Below are 24519 nucleotides of genomic sequence, written 5' to 3'. Positions count from 1 at the left end.
GTCGGGGGGTGTCCGTCCTCGGTCCGGTGCGTTGGGCTTTTGCCAGGAGGTGCCGAGCCTTGACACCGGACTCTGCGGGCGGACACCCCCCGACGCGTCCCCTTGCCGCCGTACGCGGCCGCCGGGCCCGTGGGTGGCATGCGCCATCCCCCGACGCTGCCCCTCGCCGCCGTCGGCGTGTGCGGGCCGGGCCGGGGGTATGCGCCGTCCGCCGGCGGGTCCCCAAGCCGCCGTACGCGGCCGCCGGCCCGTGGGTGGCATGCGCCATCCCCCGACGCTGCCCCTCGCCGCCATCGGCGTGTGCGGGCCGGGCCGGGGGTATGCGCCGTCCGCCGGCGGGTCCCCAAGCCGCCGTACGCGGCCGCCAGGCCCATGGGGGTACGCGCCACCCCTCGCCGCCGCGGGCGACTGCGGGGTCGTGGGGTCCTCCGCTCACAGCGTGAGTCGCGCCACACCAACCTCAGGTAACACGGGGTTCACATTCGAGCAACGACCGGGAAATCGCCTGTTGACAGGGTCGCGGGCAACAAGAGCGGCGCCCCAGTGCCGCAGCGCCGCAGCACCCGCAAGTGCGTCTGACACACCCCCGAAGGAAGTGGCCCGTGACCTTCAAGGCTGAGTACATCTGGATCGACGGCACCCAGCCGACCGCCAAGCTCCGTTCCAAGACGAAGATCATCACGGGCGAGCCCGTCGGTCTGGACGCGCTTCCGATCTGGGGCTTCGACGGGTCCTCCACGAACCAGGCCGAGGGCCACTCCTCGGACCGTGTCCTCAAGCCGGTCTTCACCTGCCCGGACCCGATCCGCGGCGGCGACGACATCCTCGTCCTGTGCGAGGTCCTGAACATCGACATGACGCCGCACGAGTCCAACACCCGTGCCGCGCTGGTCGAGGTCGCCGAGAAGTTCGCCGCGCAGGAGTCGATCTTCGGCATCGAGCAGGAGTACACGTTCTTCCAGGACGGCTACCCGCTCGGCTTCCCCAAGGGCGGCTTCCCGGCCCCGCAGGGCGGCTACTACTGCGGTGTCGGCGCCGACGAGATCTTCGGCCGTGAGGTCGTCGAGGCCCACCTGGACAACTGCCTGGCGGCGGGTCTGGCCATCTCCGGCATCAACGCCGAGGTCATGCCCGGTCAGTGGGAGTTCCAGGTCGGCCCGGTCTCCCCGCTGGAGGTCTCCGACCACCTGTGGGTCGCCCGCTGGCTGCTCTACCGCACCGCCGAGGACTTCGGCATCTCCGCGACGCTGGACCCGAAGCCGGTGAAGGGCGACTGGAACGGCGCGGGTGCGCACACCAACTTCTCCACCAAGGCGATGCGCGAGGGCTACGACGCGATCATCACCGCCGCCGAGTCGCTCGGTGAGGGCTCCAAGCCGCTCGACCACGTCAAGAACTACGGCGCCGGCATCGACGACCGTCTGACCGGTCTGCACGAGACCGCCCCGTGGAACGAGTACTCCTACGGCGTCTCCGACCGCGGCGCGTCCGTTCGCATCCCGTGGCAGGTCGAGAAGGACGGCAAGGGCTACATCGAGGACCGTCGTCCGAACGCCAACGTCGACCCGTACCTGGTGACGCGTCTGATCGTCGACACCTGCTGCTCCGCGCTGGAGAAGGCCGGCCAGGTCTGATCCTCGCCACGGTTTCTCAGGGGCGCCCACCGCGACGGTGGGCGCCCCTTTCGTTGTCAGTGGGGCGTGCCAAGGTGGGGGCATGGTGATCGACGGGGGTCTCGCTGTCAGGGTCGAGACGGAGAACTGGCAGACGCATACGCGGATTTCCGCGGCGCGGCTGCGGGAGCTGGTGGAGCGGATCGGGGGTGCCGGCGACCGGTTCCTGGTCGTCCAGCGGATACCGGACCTCCCTGATGTGTTCGCGCAGGTGTGGCACGAGGACGGTGCGGGCTTCCGGGTCGAGCATCGGGTGGGGGACGAGGGGTTCTACGGAGCGGATCTCGCCGATGCGGGGCAGGTGGCCGATCTGGTGGTCGGCTGGGCGCGGCAGGACGTCGCCTGGGACGCGGGCGTGGTGTGGGAGGCGGTCGAGCAGGCGCCGCGGGATGTCGTGCCCGAGTTGCCGGACGAGGTGCGGGTGAAGGTCGAGGAGCGCGTCCGGGCTCGCTTGCGTGGTGGGTACGACAGTCGCAGGGTGCTCGTCGAGATCGCCGAGGAGTGGTTGGTCGACGGGGACGAGCGGCCGGTGTCCACGGCCCAGGCGTGGCAGTTGGTGGACCGGCTGTGGCTGGAGCGGCTCGCCGAGCAGGAGGCCTGGGAGGGCGTCACCGACCCCGAGCGGCTCAGCGGGGCTTTCCGGGCGCTGGAGGCGGGCGGCATCACGGCCAGGGAGAACTTCGCCTGCTGCCGGGGGTGCGGGATGGCGGAGATCGGCGGGGAGGGGGAGGACGCGCGTGGGTTCGTCTTCTTCCATCAACAGGTCACGGAGCATGCCGCCGACGGGCACGGGCTCGCCCTCTACTACGGCGGGTTCGACGGGTCCGAGGAGACCACCGCCGGGGTCGGACGCGAGGTGGTCGCGGCGCTGGCGGGCGTCGGGCTGTCCACGGAATGGGACGGGTCGCCGGAGAAGTCGATCACTGTCATGCCGTTGGAGTGGCGCAAACGACTGGAGGGGTGAGGCACGCGACACCACCTCCGGGTCAAGGAAGCGTCCGACCCGTGAGAGAAGGCTCCTTTCCGTGGACGGGGTCTGCTTCAATGGGGGTATGGCCAGCTTCCAGAAGTACTCCGCGACAGGTCGCCATGACCTCGAGCCCTTCTGGCCTTCCCGTCAGCACCACGACTTCGACCGGGTGTGTTGCCGCGCGTGAACGCGCGGGCCCTGTAAAGCCGTAAAACCTCCCGGCCTTCGGCCAGCGCGCAACGACGTACGTCTCCCAACGGACTTCTCGCGCGAAAAGAGCTGACCTCATGGCGACCACTCGCTCTCTCTCCACCGCCCCCACGCTCAACTCCCCGGCCGGTGCACGGCATCATCTGCGCGCCGTGGACCGGGACGAGGTGATCGACGTCGCGGACCTCCTGCCGCCTGGTGCCACCTGGCTGCCCGCTCCCCAGCACTCCCTGCCCACGCTGCCGGGGCAGCCGCCGATGATCGGCTACCTGGTGCTCGTCCCGGCCGACCAGCAGCCTCCGGTCGCCGCCCCCCTCGCCACGTCCGGCGATCCGCTCGTCAGCGTCGACAGCGTGCGGCGCACCGCCGCGGTCGACGGGCGTGAACTCGACCTCACCTACCTGGAGTTCGAGCTGCTCGCCCACCTGGTGTCCCACCCGCATCGTGTGCACACGCGCGATCAGCTGGTCACCACGGTGTGGGGATACGGGCATGTGGGGGACGGCCGTACGGTCGACGTCCACATCGCCCGGCTGCGCCGCAAGCTGGGCGCCGAGCACCGGGACACGATCCGTACGGTGCGGCGGGTCGGGTACAAGTACACCCCGCCGGTCGGACGCTGATCCGCCGCCCGCGGCGGCTCTCCTCCTCCCCCGCCGACCCTCTGCTGACGGCAGAGTGCTGTTCCGCCTCGACCCGGCACGGTGCAGAGTCGGGGCATGAGGCTTCTGATGCTGGGTGGTACGGAGTTCGCGGGGCGGGCCGTCGTGGAGTCGGCGCTCGGGCGCGGCTGGGACGTGACGGTCTTCCACCGGGGGCGGCACGAGCCCCCGGCCGGGGTGCGGTCGCTGCACGGTGACCGCACCGCGCCCGACGGGCTCGCCGCCCTCGCCGAAGCGGAGGGCGAGTGGGACGCCGTGGTCGACACCTGGTCGGACGCGCCCCGCGCGGTGCGGGACACGGCGCGGCTGCTGCGGGGCCGCGCCGGGCGCTTTGTGTACGTGTCGAGCTGCTCGGTGTACACGTGGGCCCCGCCCGCGGGGTACGGCGAGGACGCGCCGCTGGCGGAAGGCGCCGAGGCCGGTGCCTGGCACACCGACTACCCGCGGGACAAGCGGGGCGGCGAGCTGGCCGCCGTCGAGGAGTTCGGGGCGGAGAACTCCGTTCTCGTACGGGCCGGGCTGCTCCTCGGGCCGTACGAGAACGTCGGCAGGCTGCCGTGGTGGCTGACCCGGATCGCCCGAGGCGGGCCGGTGCTGGCGCCGGGGCCACGGGACCTGCCGCTCCAGTACGCCGACGTCCGTGATCTCGCGGACTGGATCGTGGGGGCGGTGGAGCAGGAGCTGAGCGGGCCGTACAACCTGATGAGCCCGCAGGGGCACGCCCGTATGGGCACGTTCCTCGACGCGTGTGTGGCCGCCGTCGGCGGTACGGCGGAGCTCCGGTGGACCGAACCCGAGGTGATCCTCGACGCGGGCATCGAACCGTGGACGCAGCTGCCGGTGTGGGTGCCGCCGGGCAGCGACATGCATGACGCCCTGCACGGCGCGGACGTGTCCCGGGCCCTGGCTACCGGGCTGCGCTGCCGTCCGGTGGAGGAGACCGTCGCCGACACCTGGCGGTGGCTCCAGGGCATCGGCCGTACGGCGCCCATGCGGCCGGACCGGAGCGCGAAGGGCCTGGACCCGGAAGTGGAGGCGAAGGTCCTCGCGGGCTTGGGGGGTGTACCTGACACCACCTCCTGACCGGGGGCCCCGCCCCAGTGACCCGCATCGCGCCCTCGGCGAGACTGACGCCATGACCAATGACACGAAAAACGTTCGGAGTTCGAGGGCACGGGGCATGGGGGTCGCGGCGCTGCGCGGGCTGGGGCTGGCCCTGATCTCGCTGCCGGGGTCCGTTCTCTGCTTCGTCCTGTCCCTCGTGTCCATCGCACTGATCCCCATCGGCGTCGGCCTTGTCACGACGCCCTGGGTGCTGACGGGGGTGCGGGCGTACGCCGACTGGCGGCGGGTCCTCGCCGCCGAGTGGGGCGGGGTGCGGATTCCGCCGGCGTACCGGCAGTTGCCGAAGGGCGCCAATCCTTGGACGCGCACCTTCGGGATGCTGGGCGACCCGGCGACCTGGCGGGACCTGCGCTGGCTGCCGGTGGACATGACGGCCGGATTCGTGACCGCGCTGCTGCCGGCCGTGTTGGTGCTCTACCCGCTGGAGGGCTTCGCGCTGGCGGCCGGGCTGTGGCGGACCATGACGGGCGGGCCGTACGGCGAGTACGGGCCGTACTGGTACGGCTTCGTGCCGGTCAGCGACCAGACGTCCGCGCTGGGCGCGGGTGCCCTGGGCGCCGTCCTGCTCATCGTCGCCCACCGGTACACCGTGCCCGCGTTCCAGTTCCACTTCCGCCTCACCCGTGCCGTCCTCGCCTCCGACCAGGGCCGGCTCGCCGAGCGCGTACGGGTGTTGACCGAAACCCGGCGGGACGCCGTGGACACCTCCGCCGCCGAGCTGCGCCGCATCGAACGGGACCTGCATGACGGGGCGCAGGCGCGCCTGGTGGCGATGGGGATGGACCTCGGGACCATCGAGATGCTGCTCGACAAGGACCCGGAGAAGGCCAAGCAGCTCGTCGCGCAGGCACGCCGGTCGTCCGCCGACGCGCTTTCCGAGCTGCGCGACCTCGTGCGCGGCATCCACCCGCCCGTGCTCGCCGAGCGGGGACTGGGCGACGCCGTGCGGGCGTTGGCGCTGCGGCTGCCGATCGCGACCGAGGTGAACGTGGAGCTGCCCGGGCGCGCGGAGGCGCCCGTGGAGTCGGCGGCGTACTTCGCGGTCAGCGAGGTGCTCACCAACGCCGTCAAGCACGCGGGTGCCGACCGGATCTGGATCGACCTGCACCATGTGGACGAGGGCGCCGCCGGCATGCTGCGCGTCACGGTGACCGACAACGGCAAGGGCGGTGCCGTGGTCGGGGCCGGTTCGGGCCTCGCCGGAATCGAGCGGCGACTGGGTACATTCGACGGCGTCCTGGCCGTCAGCAGCCCCGCGGGCGGTCCCACCATGGTCACCATGGAGATCCCTTGCGCGTTGTCCTAGCCGAAGACCTGTTCCTGCTGCGCGACGGTCTCGTCCGGCTCCTTCAGGCCTACGACTTCGAGATCGCGGCGGCCGTGGAGACCGGCCCCGAGCTGGCCCGCGCGCTGGCCGAGCTGGAGCCGGACGTCGCCGTCGTCGACGTACGCCTGCCGCCGACGCACACCGACGAGGGGTTGCAGTGCGCGCTGGACGCCCGCCGGAAGAAGCCCGGGCTGCCGGTGCTGGTGCTGTCCCAGCACGTGGAGCAGTTGTACGCGCGGGAGTTGCTCGCCGACGGCAGTGGCGGGGTGGGGTATCTGCTGAAGGACCGGGTGTTCGACGCGGACCAGTTCGTGGACGCCGTACGCCGTGTCGCGGCGGGCGGCACGGCGATGGACCCGCAGGTGATCCAGCAGTTGCTGACCCGGCGCGCGGCCGACGACCAGCCGCTGGCCCGGCTCACGCCCCGTGAGAGGGAGGTGCTGGAGCTGATGGCGCAGGGGCGGACGAACGCGGGGATCGCCGAGCGGCTGGTCGTCACGGAACGGGCGATCGCGAAGCACACCGCCAATATCTTCGCCAAACTGGGCCTGGAGGTGTCGGACGACGACAACCGTCGCGTGCTGGCGGTTCTCGCGTATCTCGACCACGGCCGGTGAAAACGGACCCGGCCCTTCACCCGCCGTGCGGGATCAACAACTGCTGGTGTTTCCGGGGCTGTTGAGGACACAGCGTTCTCACGAATCTCTCAACAACTTCCGGGACGACTGAACACCTCTGGGCCGCGCTCCGTATGAATGGGAGCCGCTTCACTCCTGTCGGGCGCCCTCGATGCCCCGAAAAAGGAAGTCAGAGGAGTTCCATGGGACGCAACACGAGAAAACGCCGTACGCCGCTGGCCACCAAGGCCATAGCCGCATCGGCAGCCCTAGCGCTCGGTGGGGGCGGGCTTGTATGGGCCAACTTTTACGCTTCGGCGCACGAGGACAACTCTGGGTGGAACCAGACGAAGTCCACGAACGCCCAGGTCGCGACGATCAACTGCCCTGATGTCGGCCAGAAGCTGACGAAGGTGCCGAAGAGCGCGCGCCAGGGCGTCGCCAAGGAGCTGGCGCTGCTGGACAGGCAGGTCACGGATGCCTACAAGCGTCTCGCCGAGACGCGGCAGGCCCAGGCGGGGGACGCCAACTTCGTCAACAACGCCATCCTCGGCCCGCTGAAGTCCAAGCGCGTGGCCACGCTGGACCGGATCGGCATCAACATCAACCGGGCCGGCGGCCAGCGGCCGCAGAACATGGACCAGTTCGCCGAGTGCCAGGGTGTCCCGGCCGAGCAGCCGGAGACCAACGACGGCCAGCAGGGCGGGGACCAGAACCAGGACGGTCAGGACCAGAACAACGACGGTCAGAACAACGACGGTCAGAACAACGATGGTCAGGACCAGGGCGGGCAGGACGGCGGCGGACAGGACCAGGGCGGCAACGGCGGTCAGGCCGGCAACGGTCCGAACGCGGACGACTTCGTCGACATCACCCAGGTCCAGGGCAACGCCCAGCTGGGCGTCGGCGCGAACGGCCTCCCCGCGAACGGGAACGGCGGTTCGACCGGCAGCTTCACCACGAACTGCGGCACCAACGAGAACGAGAACCGCAACTCGGACAACGTGATCGTCGCCCCCGGTGTCAGCAACGGTGCGCAGCACCAGCACGACTACGTCGGCAACCAGGCCAACAACGCTTTCGCGAGCGACCAGGACCTGGCGAACGGCGACACCACCTGCCAGAACCAGGGTGACAAGTCGTCGTACTTCTGGCCGGTGCTGCGTATCCAGGACGGTCAGAACGACATCGACGCCAACGCCCCCGGTGGCGGTCAGGACGGCAACGTCGGCACGATCGTCGAGCCCAGCGAGGCCCAGCTGAAGTTCGTCGGCAACAAGACGAGCGATGTCGTCGCCATGCCGCAGGCCCTGCGCATCATCACCGGTGACGCCAAGGCCTTCGTCAACGGCAACAACAACGCCAACGCCAACTGGAGCTGCACCGGCTTCGAGGACAAGGTCCAGCTGCACGACAAGCTCCCGATCTGCCCCGAGGGCAGCTCCGTGGTGCGGACGTCCAACTTCCAGAGCTGCTGGGACGGTCAGAACATCGACAGCGCCAACCACCGTACCCACGTGGCGTTCGTCCAGGGAGACGGCACCTGCGCCAACAACTTCCAGGCGATCCCCCAGCTCCAGGTCCGTCTGGTCTACGACGTCCAGGCCCCGCAGATCCAGAACGGCCAGGTCCAGAACGCCTTCGCGGTGGACTCCTTCCCGGACCAGCTGCACAAGGCGATCACCGACCACAACGACTTCATCAACTTCTTCGACGAGAACACGATGAACGAGGTGGTCAACTGCATCAACAGCGGCCAGAACTGCCAGTAGCGGTACTGAACCGGTAGCGAAAGCCGGCGGTGGGATCTCCTCCCACCGCCGGCTTTCGGCTGTTGCTGATCCCCGCGGTCAGCCGTGATGGCTGCCGCTGTTGTGACTGCCTCCGGGATTCATGTGCGCGGAGCCTTCCTCCATGGTTCCGCCCAGCTTGCTCTGGAGTGCGTCGACCGTCTTCTCCTGGCCGACGGCGACCCATTTGCGGCCGACGAGGTAGTAGCCGCCGTAGTCCTTCGCGCCGCTCAGCCACTCGGCCTGTCCCCGGTCGGTGGCGAAGGTCGCGAGGACGAACTTGCCGGTGGTGTTGTCGCAGATGGCCTGGCGGATCTCGTCCGCGTCCGTCTGCATGTTCGGCTTGCACTTCACCTCGGCCGCCAGGTGCTCAAGACTGCCGGTCGCCGTCTCGGGGACGGCCGCCTCGCTGTCCCCGCCGGATCCGCAGCCCGTCAGTGCCAGTACCGCCGCCACGCCGGTCAGCGCGAGCCCGGTTCGGGTCAACCTCATGTCTTCCTCCGGTCCATGCCGCACAGAGCCCCGGCGGGGCCCTCGTGTCACATACGGCTGGGGCATGCGATGCACTCAAATCCGAGGGTCTCACGGGCACGGGTGTGCGAATGTGGCCCGGTGAACCAGGACTGGGAAGACCGCGTGAGAGCGGCATGGGCGACGTTCGGCACCTACCCCGAGGAGAAGGCGGCCGACTTCCGCACCGTCGTCGACGCCCTCGTCGCCGAACTGCCGGACGACAGCCCGCTGGGCCCCTTCGAGCGGGCCTGCGCCTGGGACTCGACCGGTCACTCGGACCGGGCGGTGCCGCTGTACCGGGAGGCGCTGGCACGCGGGCTCAGCGACGTGAGCGGCTACAAGGGGCGGCGGGCCAAGATCCAGCTGTCCAGCTCGCTCCGGAACGTCGGGCAGGCGCAGGAGGGCGTCACGCTGCTGACGCCCGAACTTGACGCCCCCTCCGACGAGCTGGACGACGCCGTACGGGCGACGCTGGCACTGTGCCTGTCGAGCCTCGGGCGGGATCGGGAGGGGTTGTCGCTGGTGCTGGGTGCGCTGGCGGCGCATTTGCCGCGATATCAGAGGTCAATGGCGAATTATGCGCGGGCGCTGGTGGACACGCCGTAGGAACTGCCGGGACCGGTGGTCCTGGCGTCTGCGGGCGCGTCGTGGCTTGTCGCGCCCCGCGGCGGAGCCGCATGCCGATACAGCCCCGCGCCCCTGGCCGGCGCTGGCTGAACCGTGGGTTGTGACCTACCGTCCATTCGCTCGTTCTGCTGAACGTGCAGTCACAGGATGTCGCCTCGCGCCCCGCACCCGCCTCGGCCGATCCGGTCGTCGACGTCGAGCGGGCCGAGGCCGCGCTCGTCGAGCACTATCCGCGTCTTGTCCGGCTCGCCTACCTGGTGCTGCCGCCGAGCCTCGGCCGCAACCGGCGCGTGGTGACCGCGCACTCCCTCACCCAGCGCGCGCTGCCCCGGGGCCGGGCGGCGTCGGCGCCCACGATCCCGGCCCAGTCGACGGGCCGCGAGGGCGACCCCGGGTATGCCTTCCTCCGGCTCCGGGTCCTGCGTACGGCACTGGAGGCAGGCCTGCCGCTGCGCCGCCTGGCCTGGCCCAAGCGTTCCCAACTGCCGCCCCTGCTGCCCCAGATCTGGGGCCTGCGCCTCTTCCCCCGGTCGGGCGGCGCCGACGAGCTCGCTCTGGACCAGCGACTGTCGGCGCTGTCCGGCCCGGCGCGGGCGGCCTACGTCCTGCGCGGGCTGGAGAAGCTCCCGGACGGCGAGGTGCGCGACGTACTGACGGCGGCCGGCGTCGAGGACGTGGACGACGCGCTGGAGGAGGCCGGGACCGTCCCCGAGCAGCACGCGCTGCTCGACTCCCCCGAGTTCGACCCGTGCTCGCTCCAGGCGCGCCCCACCGATCTGATGCGGCGCAGGCAGCACACGAAGGCCGCGCTCGCCGCCGGGGCCGCCCTCCTCGTGTGCGGGGCGCTGCTCGGTCTGCCCGGTGAGGGCTGGGGCCCCGACGGTCCCGCCGCGCCCGCGTACGCGCAGAACCCGGCGGCCGAGGCGGCCCTCGACCCGGCCCAGTTGACGAAGGTCCCCGCGCTGGCCTGGCAGTCCTCCGCCCGTACCGACTTCTCCGTGTGGCCCGCGCGCGGCGACCTCACCGACGACTCGGCCCTGTTGCGCCGGGCCCTCGCGGTGTGGGCCCGCCCCGGCGAGAAGGTCACGGTCTCGGCGACGCCCGGCACCCCGGCGGGCGGCCCGTCCGGCGCGCCGCAGCTGCTGTACGCGGGGTCCGTCGACAACGTGCGCGCGGTGATCCTCTACGACGGTCTGCGCATCGCCCGCTACGCCGAGCCGAAGGACGGCACGGCCGGTGCCGCCCTGGACTTCTCCCGGGTCGACAACGCGACCAGGGCGGAGGCGAGCGCGGTGGTGCTGAGCCGGGCCGACGGCAATGTCCGCTATCTGCTCGCGCCCTGGGTGCGGAAGGCGGCCGAGCGGGACCTGCTGAAGCCGGACGCCGGGGCGATGGCCCTCACCCTGACCGACGGGGTCACCTCACCGCTGGCGAGCCCTGCCGCCCAGCAGACCGGCGCCTGTTCGTCGTGGAACGCGCTGGAGGTGGCCGACGGCACCGGCACCCGTGTGCTGACCGACCTCGCCGAGCTGGTTCCGGCCCGCCTCACCACCGGCCGCCCCGGGGAGGCCAGGGACGTGTCCGGCACGCGGGCACTGCACACCTGGGCGCCGTACTCCTGCTGGCTGGGTGCGATGCGCTCGGCGGGGGTACGCACGGTCAACGCCTGGGCGTATGCCCGGCAGACGCTTCCCGACGGGACGGGCGCGGCGGACTGGGTGTGCACGCGCGCCGAGACCTGGCGGGGTGGCGGCGAGCGGGTGCTGGCCCAGTTCCGGACGCCGGGTACGACGCACGCGGCGGTGACGGCGAAGGCGCAGAACGTGCCGGCGTGCGGAACGCGCGATCCCCATGTGCTGGCGGGGGTGTTGTGGAAGGCGCAGGCGGGCGACTGGTATCTGCTGGCGGCGGGCACCCGGGACACGGAGTCGATCCGGGCCACCGGCGGGGTGCGCGGCACCTCCCGGGGCAGCCTGCTGGCCGTGCGGGCGGAGCAGGGCGCACAGGCCGACCTGAAGGGCACGTTGGAGAGCGGACGCTCGATCGACGGGCTTCGGTGAGGGGGATCCCGGTCGTCGCGATCGGCGTGAGTCACCCCGAGCCTTGCTGACAAGAATGTAAATAAGGGCCCGCACAAGGGTTCACCCCGGCCCTACCCGTCAGTACATTGACGCCATGTCCAACACGCAGGACCGGATTCCCCTCAAGGCCCGCAAGGTGTCCTTCTCCTGGGACGACACCCCGCTGCACTGGGTGCCCGGCGATCCGTTCACCACGCACACCATCAACGTGCTGCATCTGCTTCTGCCCGCCGGCGAGCGGTGGTTCGTGCACGTCTACAAGCAGGTGCTGCCGTACATCCGGGACGAACAGCTCCGTGCGGACGTCATCGGGTTCATCGGGCAGGAGGCGATGCACTCCCAGGCCCATGACGAGGTGCTGCCGCATCTGCGGGAGCAGGGACTCGATCCGACGCCGTACACCGCACAGGTCGACTGGCTCTTCGAGAAGCTGCTCGGCGACCGCACGCTGCCGCCGGGACGCGCGCGCCGCTGGTGGCTGATGGAGCGGGTGGCGATCATCGCGGCCATCGAGCACTACACCGCCTTCCTCGGCGACTGGGTTCTCAACGCCGAGGAGCTGGACCGCCGCGGCGCCGACCCGACCATGCTGGACCTGCTGCGCTGGCACGGCGCCGAGGAGGTCGAGCACCGGTCGGTCGCGTTCGACCTGTTCACGCATGTCGACGGGGACTACCGGCGACGGGTGCGGACCTGGGCGACCGCGTTCACCGCCCTCGTCTTCCTGTGGCAGCGCGGGGCGCGCTTCTTCATGGAGAACGACCCGACGCTCGTCGACGGCCGGGCCTCCTTCCGGGACTTCTACGTCCGGGGCAGGCGGGGCACGCTGCCGGCGACCGGGGACATGCTCAGGTCGATCCCCCGGTATCTGAGCCGTGCGTATCACCCCTCGCAGGAGGGTTCCACCGCGCAGGCCGTCGCCTATCTGGCCTCCTCCCCCGCCGCCCTCGCCGCGGAGAAGGGTGCCGCCTGATGCCGAAGCTCCGTACCGTCGCCGTCCTCGCCGGAACCGCCCTGCTCGTGCGGCGGGCGATGCGCCGCCGTATCCGGACCTCGCCGCTGTGGCCGATGCCCGCCCTGGAGGAGCCGGTCTCCGGGCGGCCCCGGTCACGGGCGCTGCGGCTGCTGGTGGCCTCGCGGGAAGAGGTCGCCGAGGGGGTCGTGCGACTCCGGCTGGAGGGCCGTGACCTGCCGCGCTGGGAGCCCGGCGCGCATCTCGACCTCGCGCTGCCGTCGGGGCTGGTGCGGCAGTACTCCCTGTGCGGCGACCCGCAGGACACCTCGTCGTACACCGTGGCGGCCAGGCTGGTCCCGGACGGGCGGGGCGGCTCGCGCGAGGTGCACGAGCGGCTGCGGGAGGGGATGGAGGTGGAGGTGCGGGGGCCCCGGAACCGTTTCCCGTTGGCCACGGCCGAGTCGTACGTCTTCGTCGCGGGCGGCATCGGGATCACGCCCGTCCTGCCGATGCTGCGGGCGCTGCCCGACGGGGTCGAGTGGCGGCTGCTGTACTGCGGGCGTGACCGTGCCTCGATGCCGTTCCTGGAGGAGGTCGAAAAGCTGGGCGGGACAGGGAGGGTGAGCGTCGTGGCGGGGGTGCCGGATCTGGACGCTCACCTCGCGGACGTGTCCGAGGACGCCGCCGTCTACTGCTGCGGGCCGGAGGGGCTGATGGCCTCCGTGGCGGAGCGGTTCCCGCGGGTGCGGCTGGAGCGGTTCACGCCCCGGGCCTCGGCGGGCGATGCCTTCGAGGTCGAACTCCGGCGCAGCGGGCGGACGTTGACCGTCGCCGCGGACTCGACGGTACTGGCCGCCGTACGCGCGGCGTTGCCCGGCACCGCCTACTCCTGCGAGCAGGGCTTCTGCGGGACCTGCCAACAGCGGGTGCTGGAGGGCGAGGTGGAGCACCGGGACGAGCTGCTGACCGACGCGGAGCGGGCCGACTCGATGCTGATCTGTGTGTCGCGGGCACGGAGTGATCGCCTGGTGTTGGACATGTGAACGTCCGTGATCAGTCCGGTCCGTTCGGGGCCGGATTCGATCGGTAAGGTGTTCGCATGACTACCGGGGTACGCCGAAGAATGGGAGTCGAGGAGCGACGGCAGCAGTTGATCGGCGTCGCCCTCGAACTGTTCAGCCAGCGCTCGCCCGACGACGTCTCCATCGACGAGATAGCGTCGGCGGCGGGCATCTCGCGGCCGCTGGTCTACCACTACTTCCCCGGCAAACTCAGCCTGTACGAGGCCGCGTTGAAGCGTGCCTCGGACGAACTGGCGAGCCGCTTCGTGGAGCCGCACGAGGGGCCGCTGGGGGCGCGGCTGCTGCGGGTGATGCGGCGGTTCTTCGACTTCGTGGACGACCACGGACCCGGTTTCGCGGCCCTGATGCGGGGCGGTCCGGCCGTCGGCTCGACGGCGACGAACGCGCTCATCGACTCCGTGCGGCAGGCGGCGTATGTCCAGATCCTTTCGCATCTGGACGTGCCGAACCCGCCCGCACGGCTGGAACTGGTGGTCCGCTCCTGGATCTCGCTCGCCGAGTCCACGGCACTGATCTGGCTGGACGGCCGGCGCATCCCGCGCGCCGAGCTGGAGGTACAGCTCGTGCACGACTTCGCCGCACTGGCCGCCGTCAGCGCCACCCGCGACGAGGAGATGGGCGCCCTGTTGCGCCGTATGTTCAAGGACGAGCCGGCCGACGGCCCGTTCAGCGAGCTGGTCGGCCGGCTGGTCTCGCTGGCGTCCTGAAGCCGGACAGGCCCTAGCGTTCGAACTTGCGGTAGGACGGGTCGAGGTCGCGTACCTCGGCGGAGGCGTGCAGAACGACCCCGTCGTCCGCCACGTGCTTGCGCAGCAGCTCCAGGACGGCCTCGGTCAGCTTCGCCTTCGTCTCGTCGGTGCGGCCGGCGAGCAGTCCGAGCGTGACGTGCACGATCGCGTGGCCCTGCGCCTCGGGGTCCTCGTAGCCGAACGCCGTGTACTCACTCGGCCGGAACTGCGTCTTGCACGCCTCCGGCTTCGCCGCCGCGATCTCGACCGTGGCGGTGTGCAGCGCCCGCGCGAAACCCGCCCGGTCGAAGGCGTTGGCCAGTACGCCGGAATAGTCGACGGTGATCTGCGGCATGGGCACTCCTGTTCTACGGCTACATCTGGGCTCACCCTAACCTCAGGGCCAGCATCGCGATGTCGTCCTCCTGGTCCCGCCCGAAGCACCCGAGCAGCGTGTCGCACAGCTCGTCCACCCCGGCCGGGGCGTCGGCGGCGGCTTTGCGGAGCTGCTCCAGGGAGACGGAGAGGTCGACGCCGCGGCTCTCGATCAGGCCGTCGGTGACCATGAGCAGACGGTCCTTCGGGGTCAGCACCAGCTCGGTGGGGGCCGGCCGGTCCAGGCCGAGGCCGAGCAGCGGACCGTCCACCGGGACGTACTCGGTGTCGCCCCCGTCCCGCACGATCAGCGGCGGAATGTGGCCCGCGTTGGCGATCCGGGTGCGTCCGGTGCCGGGATCGACCAGGGTCAGGCAGACCGTGGCGGTGACGTCGGGGTGGTAGTGCACGAGCATCCGGTCGAGCCGTCCGGCCAGCGTGGCCGGGTCGCTCTCCTCGACGCAGTAGGCGCGCAGCGCGTGCCGGATCTCGACCATGACGGTGGCCGCGTCCAGGGAGTGTCCGACGACGTCGCCGACCGCGGTGAGTACCCCGCCCGGGGTGCGCAGGGCGGCGTAGAAGTCCCCGCCGATCTCGGCCTGCCGGGACGCGGGGACATAGCGGACGACGACCTCCACGCCGGGCAGGGCGGGAAGCCGGTACGGCTGGGGCAGGAAGCTGTGCTGGAGGGTGAGGGCGATCTGCCGCTCCGCCTGGTACCTCAGCAGTGGTTCGGCGGCGAGCGCGGTGGCCTGGGCCAGGCGCTCCGCCGGAGGTGCCGCGATGGGCAGAGCCGCGGTGTGCCGTCGGGCGGCTGCGGGCACATCGTGGCTGGTCGCGTCCCTTGGAGGCGTCGCACATGCCGGTGTCGCGATACAGACCCGGGCCCGGCCCTCCTGGCCCGACGCCAGGATCAGGTGGGCGTCCTCGCGGATACCGGGGCGGAAGAAGCCGGCGGGCCACAGGGAGGCGGGCACGGTCGTGCTGTGCACCCCGGTCCGCCCGGTGCGGCCCTCCGCGAGGCGAGTGATCAGGCGTGCCGCCGCGATGTGCGGGGCGGTGTCGGGCAGGGCGGTCGGGGTGCCCGCCGGACGGGCGAAGCCGTGATTCCGGGGGCGGCTGAGAGAGCTGCCCCAGTGCGGCTCGCCGTCCGGGCCGATGACGAAGACGACGGCGGGGGTGCCGGTGAGCCGGGCCGTGCCCGCGGCTGCGGCGTCGGCCAGCTCCCCCAGGCAACGCGCGGTCTGCACGGTGACGATCGCCTCGGACAGCAGCGTCAGCCGGTGCGCGAGCGCCTCGGCCGCGCCGCGCCGCCGGGCCCCTCGGACGGCGGCCCGCACGACGGCCTCGATCTCGCTCGGCTCGGCCGGCACGGTGAGGTAGGCGTCGGCGCCCGCGTCGAGCCCCCGGCACCGGTACCCCGCGTCCACGGCCACGGCGGAGAAGTGGACGACGGGCAGCGCGGCCGTGGACGGCCGGGCCTTGACCCGGCGGCACAGTTCGAAACCGCTCATGTCCGGCAGCCCGACGTCGACGAGGGCCAGGTCGGGCAGGGCGTTCACGCGCAGCCGCAGGTCGAGCTCGCTCAGCGCCTCGCCCGCGCTGGCCACCGGTACGACGTCGTGGCCGGCCCGGCGCAGCACGGCGCCCATGGCGAAGCGGCTGGTCGGGACGTCGTCGACGACCATCACGGTCGTGCCCGACTGCTTGCCGAAACCGTCCATCGTCGGGGGCCCTTGGATACGCACGAATGGGGCGGACCCGATACACCGGGTCCGCCCCACTCAAGTTAGTGCGGCATCAGGGGGTTCGTGAGAAGACGGCGACAGTACGCCCCGGAACGGCGAACGTGCCCGATTCCCGCTCGAACGACGAGGACTTGACGATAGGGTCCGCACCCGCGGCCTGCGTGGGATGCAGTCGATAGCCCTCGCCGGCCAGCGAGGCGATCCGCTGCTCCCGCTTCCCGGGCGTCGCGTTGAAGACGACGACGAGGTCCCCGAGGCGCATGGTGATCACGCCGGGCGTCTCGTCCTTCCCGGACAGCGGGAAGGAGAGCTTCGACTGCACCTGACCGGCCGTGTCGAGGGAGAAGTCGCTCTCCGTCGAACGGATCCGCAGGAGGTCCTGGTACGCCGCCGAGGTCCCCTCGATCTGCTCGCAGCCAACCTTGACCGTGCTCAGCAGGGGCTTGGCGTACGGCCACTTGGACTCGTTGTCGGCCGCCGGCGGCAGCCCCCGTCCGAAGCCGTTGCCGTCGGCGCAGTTCCAGTGGATGGCGTTGAACCAGTCGCCGCTGTCGTAGGAGTTGCGGTCGAGGGACTTGGAGCGCAGCAGGTCGGTGCCCGCCTGGGAGAGGGAGGGGCCCTGCGACAGGGTCGCCGTGGCCATGGCGAGGACCTGCATACGGGCGCGGTCGTCGGCGCTCACCGACGTGGGCAGTTTGAAGGCGAGGGCATCGAAGAGCGACTCGTTGTCGTGCGCGTCGGCGTAGGCGAGGGCGTCGCCGGGGGCGGCCGCGTAGCCGGCGGGTGCGCCGTTGTAGTCGACCTCGGAGCCCTTGACCTCCTTGCCGGCCGTGTCGGTGAAGCGGTAGTCGGCGAGGTTGCCGGACAGGCCGATCTTGATCAGGTCCTGGTAGTGCAGCAGCCTGGCCTTCTGCTCCTGCGAAGTGCCGTTGTTCTTCGAGGAGTTGGGCTCGGTGTACAGCCCGGACGCGAAGCCCTGGACGCCGGGGTCCTCGTCGAAGGGGCCGCCGCCGCGCACCGCGTCGCGCGCCCGGTCGGAGAAGGTCGCGATGCCGGTGCCGGCCATGTTCTTCTGGGTGGCCTGGACGAAGCGGGCGTCGTCGGCGATCTCGCCGAAGTTCCAGCCCTCGCCGTACAGGATGATCTTCTTGCCGTCGACGCCGTCCTTGGCGAGGGTCAGCGCGTCGAGGGCCTTCCTGACCGCCAGGATGTTGGCCTTGGGGTGGTGGCCCATGAGGTCGAAGCGGAAGCCGTCGACCTTGTAGTCCTTGGCCCAGGTGACGATCGAGTCGACGACCAGCTTGCCCATCATGGCGTTCTCGGTGGCCGTGTTGGAGCAGCAGGTGCTGTTGGCGACCGAGCCGTCGGCGAGGAGGCGCTGGTAGTAGCCGGGGACGACCTTGTCCAGGACGGAGGTGTCCGCCTGACCGCTGGCCGCGGTGTGGTTGTAGACGACGTCCATCACGACCCGCAGGCCGTCGTCGTTGAGGGCCTTGACCATCCTGCGGAACTCGACGGTACGCGCGGTGCCGTCGGGGTCGGTGGCGTACGAGCCCTCGGGGACCGTGTAGTGGTACGGGTCGTAGCCCCAGTTGAAGGCGTCCTTCGCGGCGATCTTCGCCGTGCATTCCTGCTGCTTGGCGGAGTCGGCCGGGAAGGAGGCCAGGTCGCAGTCGGTGGTCGCCTGCTCGGACTTCTTCTCGGGGATGGTGGCGATGTCGAAGGCGGGCAGCAGGTGGACGTACGACGTGCCCGCGTCGGCCAGCTTCTTCAGGTGCCGGGAGCCGTCGCCGGCCTTGTCGGTGAAGGCGAGGTAGGTGCCCCGGTCCTTGGCGGGCACCGTCTTGTCCGCCACCGAGAAGTCCCGGATGTGCAGCTCCTGGATCTGGGCGTCCTTCAGCGGTACGGCCTTGGGCTTGGTGTACGAGGACCAGCCGCTCGGCGCCAGTGACTTGTCGTGCAGGTCGACGACGAGGCTGCGCTCGGAGTCGGTGGTCAGGGCGACCGAGTAGGGGTCGGTGACCTTGTTGGTGACAACCTTGCGGACGCTGGGCGCCCAGACCTTCACGACGTACCGGTAGGGCTTGTTCTTCCAGGACGGTGGGCCGGTGACGGACCAGACGCCGGTGGTGTCGTTCCGCTTCATGGCGAGCGTGGAGTCGCCGATCTCCAGCTTGACCGACTGGGCCGTGGGCGCCCAGACGGCGAGCGTCGGGCGGCCCTTGTCGAAGGTCGGCCCGAGGTCGGCCTTCGTCGCGCCGGGGTACAGGTCGTCGAGCACGCCGGCGATCTGCACGCCGGTCGCCGCCAGGACGGCACCGTTGGCGGCGCGCTGGGAGGCGACGAGCTGGCCGCGCAGGGCCTCGCGGACCCGGTCGCGGTCGCGCGGGTCGACGGACCAGGCTGCGTAGTCCTTCAGGTGCGGGAACCTCGCCTTCTGGGCGTCGCTGAGGGAGGTCTTGGACAGGCGCAGCCAGCGTTCGTCGTCGCTGGTCAGCGCGCCGCCCTTCACCTCGATCGAGCCGTCGCGCGAGTACAGCAGCTGGGTGGAGGCGGCGGTCTCGGCGCCGTCCCAGGCGACCGTGTTCCGGTCGATCCAGATCGCCTTGGAGGCGGTCAGGTCGAGGGCGGCCGCGGAGCCGGCGGGCTGCGGGAGCAGGTACTTCTCCTGGCCGCTCAACAGCCACACCTCGTGGCCGCTCGCCGTGAGGTCGAGCGACTGGTCGGTGGGCAGGTCCTTCTCGTCGCCCTTGTGGAGGATGTAGCTGAGACTGGTGGCACCGTCGGTGAGCGGTACCTCGAAGACTGCGCCATAACTGTCAGTCTTGACCGGCTTCAGGGGGTTCGACCAGTCGGTGGGGTTCGCGGCACCCGTCCAGACGTGCAGGCCCCAGCCGTCGTAGTTCCCGTCGGCGCGCTGGTAGTGCAGGACGGCCTCGGTCTTGTCCGGGGCAGGGTAGTCGGCCGTCGGCTTCTCGGTGCGGACGTCCTCCTTGCCCTGCTCGATCCAGATCTCACCGGTCTTGGTGACGTCGATCGTGCGGTCGGCGGAGACGTCCTTGTTCCCGTCCTTGTCGATGACGAGGAAGCCGACGTTCGAGGCGCCGGGCTTCAGCTTGACGTAGGCGAAGGCCCCGTAGGCGTCACGGCCGACGAAGGGGTGGCTGTCCGGCCAGTTCGTGCTCTCGCCGTCGGCGAGGTCGCCCCAGGCGTACAGGCCCCAGTTGGCGTAGTCGCCGTCGGTGCGCTTGTAGTGGACGATCGCGTAGTCGCGGGAGGAGGCGGAGGGCGTCTCGGGGGCAGCCGGGGTGCCGGTGGTGCTCGCCGCCGTCGCGCTCGCCGTGCGACCGGCCGAGTCGATCACGACCGCCTTGTAGCGCAGGGCCGTTCCGGCCGGTACGTCCTTCCCGATGGCCTGCGTGACCTTGTACGGGGCGTGGTCGGCGGAGCCCAGGGTCCGCCACTTGCCGTTGCCCACCTGCGCGGCGAAGACGACACGGTTGAGCTGTCCGCCGTCGACGTCGGCGCCGATCTCCACGGTGCCGGTGGCACCGGCGCCCGGGGCCTTGAGGGTGACCGTCGGCTTCGCGGCGGGCTTGGCGGGCTTGCCTGCCGCCTTGAGGACGATCGCCGAGCCGGCCGGGACGGAGACGGTGAGCTTGCTGTCGGCGTCGCTCTTCGGGGCGGCGTCGGTGCCGTGGATGCCCTTGTACGTCATGCCCGCCGAACCGGTCGCGAAGGTGGCCGACTTCGCGTCGCCCGCGTTGTTGAAGGCGACAACGTACTCGGTGCCGGTCCTGGCGTCGGTGCGGGAGAAGGCGTAGACGCCGGGGCCGTCTGCGGCGTAGCGCTCGGTCTGGATGCCGTCGGTGAGGGCGGGGTTGGCCTTGCGGAGCTTCGCGAGGGCGCTGATCTGCCGGTAGAGCGGGGCGCTGGTGTCGTAGGCGTCGCTCGCGTGGGTACGGTCGGTGCCGAGCTGGTCGTCGTCGCGGTAGTCGGCGGTCTTCGAGGCGAAGAGCGTCTGGCGGGCGTCCTTGTCGCCGCCGGCGCCGGTGAAGCCCTGCTCGTCGCCGTAGTAGACGACCGGATTGCCGCGGCTGAGGAACATCAGCTCGTTGGCGAGCTCGTCCTTCTTGAGCAGTTCGGCGTCGGTGGCCTTCGGGTTGTCCTGGTTGAGGAAGTACCCGATGCGGCCCATGTCGTGGTTGCCGAGGAAGGTGACCTGCTCGTAGGCGTTGGCCTTGTCGGTCGTGTACTTGTAGTCGTCACCGAAGACCGACGCCAGCTTCCGCGCGCTGCCGCCCTGGGAGGCGTACTGGCGTGCCGCCTCCTGGAAGGGGAAGTCGAGGGTGGCGTCGAGGCGGCCCTGGGTGACGTACGGGGAGGTGACGTTCGTGTCGGCGGAGTAGACCTCGCCGAACATGAAGAAGTCGTCGCGGCCCTTCTTGGCCGCGTAGGAGTCGAGGGCCGTGGCCCACTGGGTCCAGAACTCCGTGTTGACGTGCTTCACGGTGTCGATGCGGAAGCCGTCGATGTCGAAGTCCCTGACCCACCGCTGGTAGATCTTCTCCATGCCGCTGACGACCTCGGGACGCTCGGTCCACAGGTCGTCGAGGCCGCCGAAGTCGCCGTGGGTGGAGCTCTCACCGGCGAAGGTGGAGTCGCCGCGGTTGTGGTACATCGTCGGGTCGTTGAGCCACGACGGCACCTTGACGTCCTTCTTCGCGGCGGTGACGGCCGGGGTGCGCGGGAAGGAGTCGGCGTCGACCGCGGGGAACCGGGACTTCCCGTCCGCGTAGTCGGCGTCGTCGAAGGGCCTGCCGTCCTTGGTCAGGTAGGGGAAGGCGCCCTTGGAGAGGTAGTCGTACGACTTCTCCTCGTAGTCGACGACATCGGCCGTGTGGTTGGTGATGACGTCGAAGAAGACCTTCATGCCCTTGGCGTGGGCCTTGGAGATGAGGGTTTCCAGGTCCTTGTTGGTGCCGAAGTGCGGGTCGACCTGGGTGAAGTCGGTGATCCAGTAGCCGTGGTAGCCGGCGGAGGCGTCGCTCCCCGTCCCCTGCACGGGCCGGTTCTTGAAGATCGGGGCCATCCAGATGGAGGTGGTCCCCAGGCCCTTGATGTAGTCGAGCTTCTTGGTCAGGCCCTTGAGGTCGCCGCCCTGGTAGAAGCCCTTGTCGGTGGGGTCGTAGCCGGTGGCGAGGCGCGAGCCGGTCAGTCCGCCCTTGTCGTTGGACGGGTCGCCGTTGGCGAAACGGTCCGGCAGGACGAAGTAGAACTGTTCGCGGGTGGCCTCGTGCCGGGCCGGCTCGGCCGCGAGCTTGGCGTCGGACGGAGGCGGAGGCGGAGTGTCCGCCCGCGCCGCGAGAGGCTGGACGAGTGCTGCGGCCAGCGCGGTCACGGTGACCGCGGCGACCCGTCCGGCATGGGTTGTTCGGCGCCTCGACGGCGTCGGCCATCTCGGTATCACAGATGGACTCCTTGCGATTGCGGCTCTCTTGGGTCCGACCCCGCGTGACCGTATCGCCGTCGAAAGGTTTACAGCAAGACTTCTGAAAGTACTGGAAAGAACTTTCAGCAGTTGGAGTTTGTCTGCGTGAGCAGGCCCAGACGCCAGGGCAGGGTGTTGTAGGGACCGCTCGCCGAGGGGTCCATGCCCTGGTAGAGGAACTGGAGTCGGCACGGGTTGATGGTGAGGGACTGGTCGTTGAGGTGGCGGACCATCTCTCCGTGGCTGATGTCCTGACTCCAGGGGGTGCCGCTGAAGGCGACGTTGTTCGACCGCGCGAAGGGATTGGACTCGGTGTCGGCCAGCGGGGTCCAGGTGCCGGCGATGCTGTTCGACGTCCAGGAGCGGAAGTACCGCTTGCCGTTGCTGCCGATCGCCTCGTTGAGCAGCAGGTAGCTGCCCGAGTCCTTGAGTTTGTAGACGTTGGCCGCCTCCCACAGGCGGTACTTGTTGGCGTCCTGGAGCGCGATGACGGTGTTGGTGAAGCCGTTCGGGAAGTTGGCCACCGTGGTCTCCGAGCGGTACAGGTGCCCGTTGTCGTCGGAGGAGAACAGGTAGCACTTGGAGCTGTCACAGATGTTCCAGAAGTCGACCCAGTAGCCGCTGCCGATGTTGTCCCTGATGATCTGCGGCATGCCGTTCGCGTAGAACTTCTTCGGCGCGGTCCACGAGGCGGGGTTGGCGATGTCCGCCGTGGTCGAGTACGCCGCGTTGTCCCCGGTCTGGTAGACGAGGTACCACAGCTTCTGCGGCGCGAACCAGAACACCTGCGGCGCCGCCTTGTACCCGGTGCCGATCGCGGTCCGGTCCAGGTAGTGGTGCTGCGCGGCGCCCGCCTCCTGCCAGCTGGCGAAGTTCAGGTAGACCATGCTGTACGTGCCGTTGGTGGACGCGGTGCTGGCGAACACGTGCCACCGGCCGTTGTGGTAAACGACCGACGGGTCCTTGATCGCACTGAGCTGGTGGGTCGCGTCCGACTTCGGGGAGATCAGCACCCCGCTGGAATTCCACTGGAAGCCGTTCGGCAGTGCGGCGGCCGACGGCGACGCCATGGCACCGAGCAGCAGGGCGAGGGCGCAGGCCAGGACCCCGAGCATTCTGGTCACACGCATGGCGACTCCTATCGCTTGACGGTGTAGGTGACGAGGGAACGGGCCGGGACGGTGGCCGTCAGCGAGCCCGCGCTCACGGGGACGGCGGCCTGCCGGGCCATACCGCTGGAGCCGTTGGTGAGATACGGGGTCGCCGTCCCGGTCGTGATTCCGGTGTTCTGGAGGCTGTACGACACCTGCTGGGCGCCGGTGCCCGCGTTGAGCGCCACGACGGTCACCGAGCCGTCGGTGTTGCGGAACGCCGACAGACGGAGGTTGGCGTCGGGGGTAGTGGCGGCGATGCGGGTGGCCCCGGGTCGGACGAAACGGCTGTAGTTGGCGATCGCCCACAGCCTCTTGGACACGTGGTAGTCCGCCCCGTCCATCTGGATCAGACCCCGGGTGGCACCGACCGAGGCCCCGTACCAGTACACATAGCCGCTGGTGTTCCCCTTGGTGAGGGCGTCGTGGACCGCGGCGGCGACGGTGAAGCCGTCGTAGCCGCTGCCGTCGTCCCAGTTCTCGTTCCAGGTGGTGCCATCGGGCGACCACTCCGACATCCAGGTGCGTTTTTGGGTGGGCAGCGGACCGTCGACCCGGCTGGCGTAGGTGTGGCCGGTGTGGGTGGCGACGAGGTTCCGGGCGGTCGCGTCGGCCTCGATCGCGCTGGTGTAGGCCTTCTGCTGGTTCCAGCCGAAGGAATCGCAGCAGGCGACCTTGTACCCGGCCGCGTTCGCGATCGGCCCGAAGACCTTGGTGAACTCGACGGCCTGGGCGGGGGTGAGCCGCATGGAGTCGTACGTCGCCGTCCAGTCCGGCTCGTTGGTGAAGCCGAGGTCGGTGACCCCGATGCCCTCCTGGCCGTAGAACTTCGCGTACTGGACCAGGAAGTTCGCGTACGCCCGCCGCCAGTCGCCGCTCGCGCAGGTGGCGCCGGACAGTCCGCACAGCGTGCCGCCGCCCGCGTCGGTGCCGTTGGTCTTCATGTAGCCGGGGGCCGTCCAGGCGTCGGCGTAGAAGCGGTTCACCCCGTACGCCCTGGCTTCCTTGGCCAGCCACACCTGGCCCTTGTCGACGCCGTCCCACACGTACTTCGGGGTCGCGTTCGGGCCGCCGGGGTCGGTGGGCTGAATGCCGGAGTCGATGCCGAGGCGCAGGATGCTGAGCCCTGCGCCGGTGGTGCGGTTGAGGAGGAGGTCGAGGATCTCGCGCTGCTTGGCCGCAGGCAGGCCCTGCGAGCCGCGCATGATGTCGGCCCGTCCGAAGTGCTCGGAGAAGCCGAAGCCGTCGATGGGCTGGTAGGTGGTGGCGCCGTTGACGGTGGCCGTCGTGGCCGCGTAGGCGTTCGGTGTGCCCGCCGCGGTGAAGCCGGCCGCTGTCAGCAGCACCGACAGTGACGTCAGTGTCCATTTCCTGAGTCTGCGTGTCATGATCCG

17 protein-coding genes and 1 pseudogene are annotated in these 24519 nt (G+C 70.3%); 12 read left to right on the top strand and 6 right to left on the bottom strand.

What is annotated here, in order from left to right:
• The first annotated feature begins 602 nt into the window (after positions 1–602).
• The 7 genes from glnII (at position 603) to ACFU95_RS45260 (ending at position 8356) form a co-directional block, all read left to right on the top strand.
• Entirely contained in the window at positions 603–1634 is a 1032-nt protein-coding gene (gene glnII / locus ACFU95_RS45290; RefSeq protein WP_383841794.1) for a glutamine synthetase, read from the top strand.
• An 82-nt stretch (positions 1635–1716) separates the two neighbouring features.
• On the top strand, positions 1717–2637 hold the full coding sequence (locus ACFU95_RS45285; RefSeq protein ID WP_383841791.1) for a DUF6891 domain-containing protein: 921 nt from the start codon (positions 1717–1719) through the stop codon (positions 2635–2637).
• Between the two features lie 293 nt (positions 2638–2930).
• Complete coding sequence (locus tag ACFU95_RS45280) at positions 2931–3476, top strand: winged helix-turn-helix domain-containing protein (protein WP_383841788.1); 546 nt, start codon at positions 2931–2933, stop codon at positions 3474–3476.
• 96 nt (positions 3477–3572) lie between these two features.
• Positions 3573–4598 (top strand): NAD-dependent epimerase/dehydratase family protein, encoded by a 1026-nt coding sequence (locus ACFU95_RS45275; protein WP_383841785.1) that lies wholly within the window; start codon positions 3573–3575, stop codon positions 4596–4598.
• 52 nt (positions 4599–4650) lie between these two features.
• A complete protein-coding gene (locus ACFU95_RS45270) occupies positions 4651–5946 on the top strand; it encodes a sensor histidine kinase (RefSeq protein WP_383841782.1) in 1296 nt (431 codons plus the stop codon).
• The gene (locus tag ACFU95_RS45265) at positions 5931–6584 is read left to right on the top strand and encodes a LuxR C-terminal-related transcriptional regulator (protein ID WP_383841779.1); all 654 of its coding nucleotides are present in this window, start codon (positions 5931–5933) and stop codon (positions 6582–6584) included. Before ACFU95_RS45270 ends, ACFU95_RS45265 begins: the two co-directional genes overlap by 16 nt.
• A gap of 203 nt (positions 6585–6787) precedes the next feature.
• Positions 6788–8356 (top strand): DUF1996 domain-containing protein, encoded by a 1569-nt coding sequence (locus ACFU95_RS45260; RefSeq protein WP_383841776.1) that lies wholly within the window; start codon positions 6788–6790, stop codon positions 8354–8356.
• Positions 8357–8434: 78 nt separating this feature from the next.
• Here the strand turns inward: ACFU95_RS45260 and ACFU95_RS45255 are convergent, their stop codons facing one another.
• Complete coding sequence (locus ACFU95_RS45255) at positions 8435–8866, bottom strand: hypothetical protein (protein ID WP_383841773.1); 432 nt, start codon at positions 8864–8866, stop codon at positions 8435–8437.
• A gap of 69 nt (positions 8867–8935) precedes the next feature.
• Here ACFU95_RS45255 and ACFU95_RS45250 point away from each other — a divergent pair, with 69 nt between their 5' ends.
• The 5 genes from ACFU95_RS45250 to ACFU95_RS45230 all read left to right on the top strand — a co-directional run bounded on the left by ACFU95_RS45250 (position 8936) and on the right by ACFU95_RS45230 (position 14339).
• On the top strand, positions 8936–9493 hold the full coding sequence (locus tag ACFU95_RS45250) for a tetratricopeptide repeat protein (RefSeq protein ID WP_383841770.1): 558 nt from the start codon (positions 8936–8938) through the stop codon (positions 9491–9493).
• Positions 9494–9648: 155 nt separating this feature from the next.
• Positions 9649–11574: a hypothetical protein gene (locus ACFU95_RS45245; protein ID WP_383841767.1), complete on the top strand. Its 1926-nt coding sequence runs from the start codon at positions 9649–9651 to the stop codon at positions 11572–11574.
• A gap of 115 nt (positions 11575–11689) precedes the next feature.
• On the top strand, positions 11690–12568 hold the full coding sequence (locus ACFU95_RS45240) for a metal-dependent hydrolase (RefSeq protein WP_383841764.1): 879 nt from the start codon (positions 11690–11692) through the stop codon (positions 12566–12568).
• On the top strand, positions 12568–13593 hold the full coding sequence (locus ACFU95_RS45235; protein WP_383841761.1) for a PDR/VanB family oxidoreductase: 1026 nt from the start codon (positions 12568–12570) through the stop codon (positions 13591–13593). The genes ACFU95_RS45240 and ACFU95_RS45235 overlap by 1 nt, the downstream gene beginning before the upstream one ends.
• Before the next feature lie 56 nt (positions 13594–13649).
• Positions 13650–14339, top strand: coding sequence for a TetR/AcrR family transcriptional regulator (locus ACFU95_RS45230; RefSeq protein ID WP_383841758.1), 690 nt, complete (start codon positions 13650–13652; stop codon positions 14337–14339).
• Positions 14340–14352: 13 nt separating this feature from the next.
• On the opposite strand, the gene ACFU95_RS45225 is transcribed toward ACFU95_RS45230, so the two are convergent.
• The 5 genes and pseudogenes from ACFU95_RS45225 to ACFU95_RS45205 form a co-directional block, all read right to left on the bottom strand.
• Positions 14353–14715 carry a 5-carboxymethyl-2-hydroxymuconate Delta-isomerase gene (locus ACFU95_RS45225; protein WP_383841755.1) on the bottom strand — a complete coding sequence of 121 codons (363 nt, stop codon included), beginning with the start codon at positions 14713–14715 and terminating at the stop codon, positions 14353–14355.
• Between the two features lie 31 nt (positions 14716–14746).
• Positions 14747–16459 carry a SpoIIE family protein phosphatase gene (locus ACFU95_RS45220; protein ID WP_383841752.1) on the bottom strand — a complete coding sequence of 571 codons (1713 nt, stop codon included), beginning with the start codon at positions 16457–16459 and terminating at the stop codon, positions 14747–14749.
• A gap of 76 nt (positions 16460–16535) precedes the next feature.
• On the bottom strand, positions 16536–21953 hold the full coding sequence (gene pulA / locus ACFU95_RS45215) for a pullulanase-type alpha-1,6-glucosidase (protein ID WP_383841749.1): 5418 nt from the start codon (positions 21951–21953) through the stop codon (positions 16536–16538).
• Between the two features lie 104 nt (positions 21954–22057).
• Positions 22058–23032, bottom strand: a pseudogene (locus ACFU95_RS45210) (non-reducing end alpha-L-arabinofuranosidase family hydrolase); the annotation flags it as partial.
• An 80-nt stretch (positions 23033–23112) separates the two neighbouring features.
• On the bottom strand, positions 23113–24513 hold the full coding sequence (locus tag ACFU95_RS45205) for a glycoside hydrolase family 30 beta sandwich domain-containing protein (protein WP_383841746.1): 1401 nt from the start codon (positions 24511–24513) through the stop codon (positions 23113–23115).
• Positions 24514–24519: the final 6 nt, after the last annotated feature.

Origin of the sequence: Streptomyces sp. NPDC057623, from assembly GCF_042800355.1 — a bacterium.
GTDB lineage: Bacteria > Actinomycetota > Actinomycetes > Streptomycetales > Streptomycetaceae > Streptomyces.
Note: the sequence above shows the minus strand (reverse complement) of the source record. Positions and strands in the feature narration are given on the sequence as shown.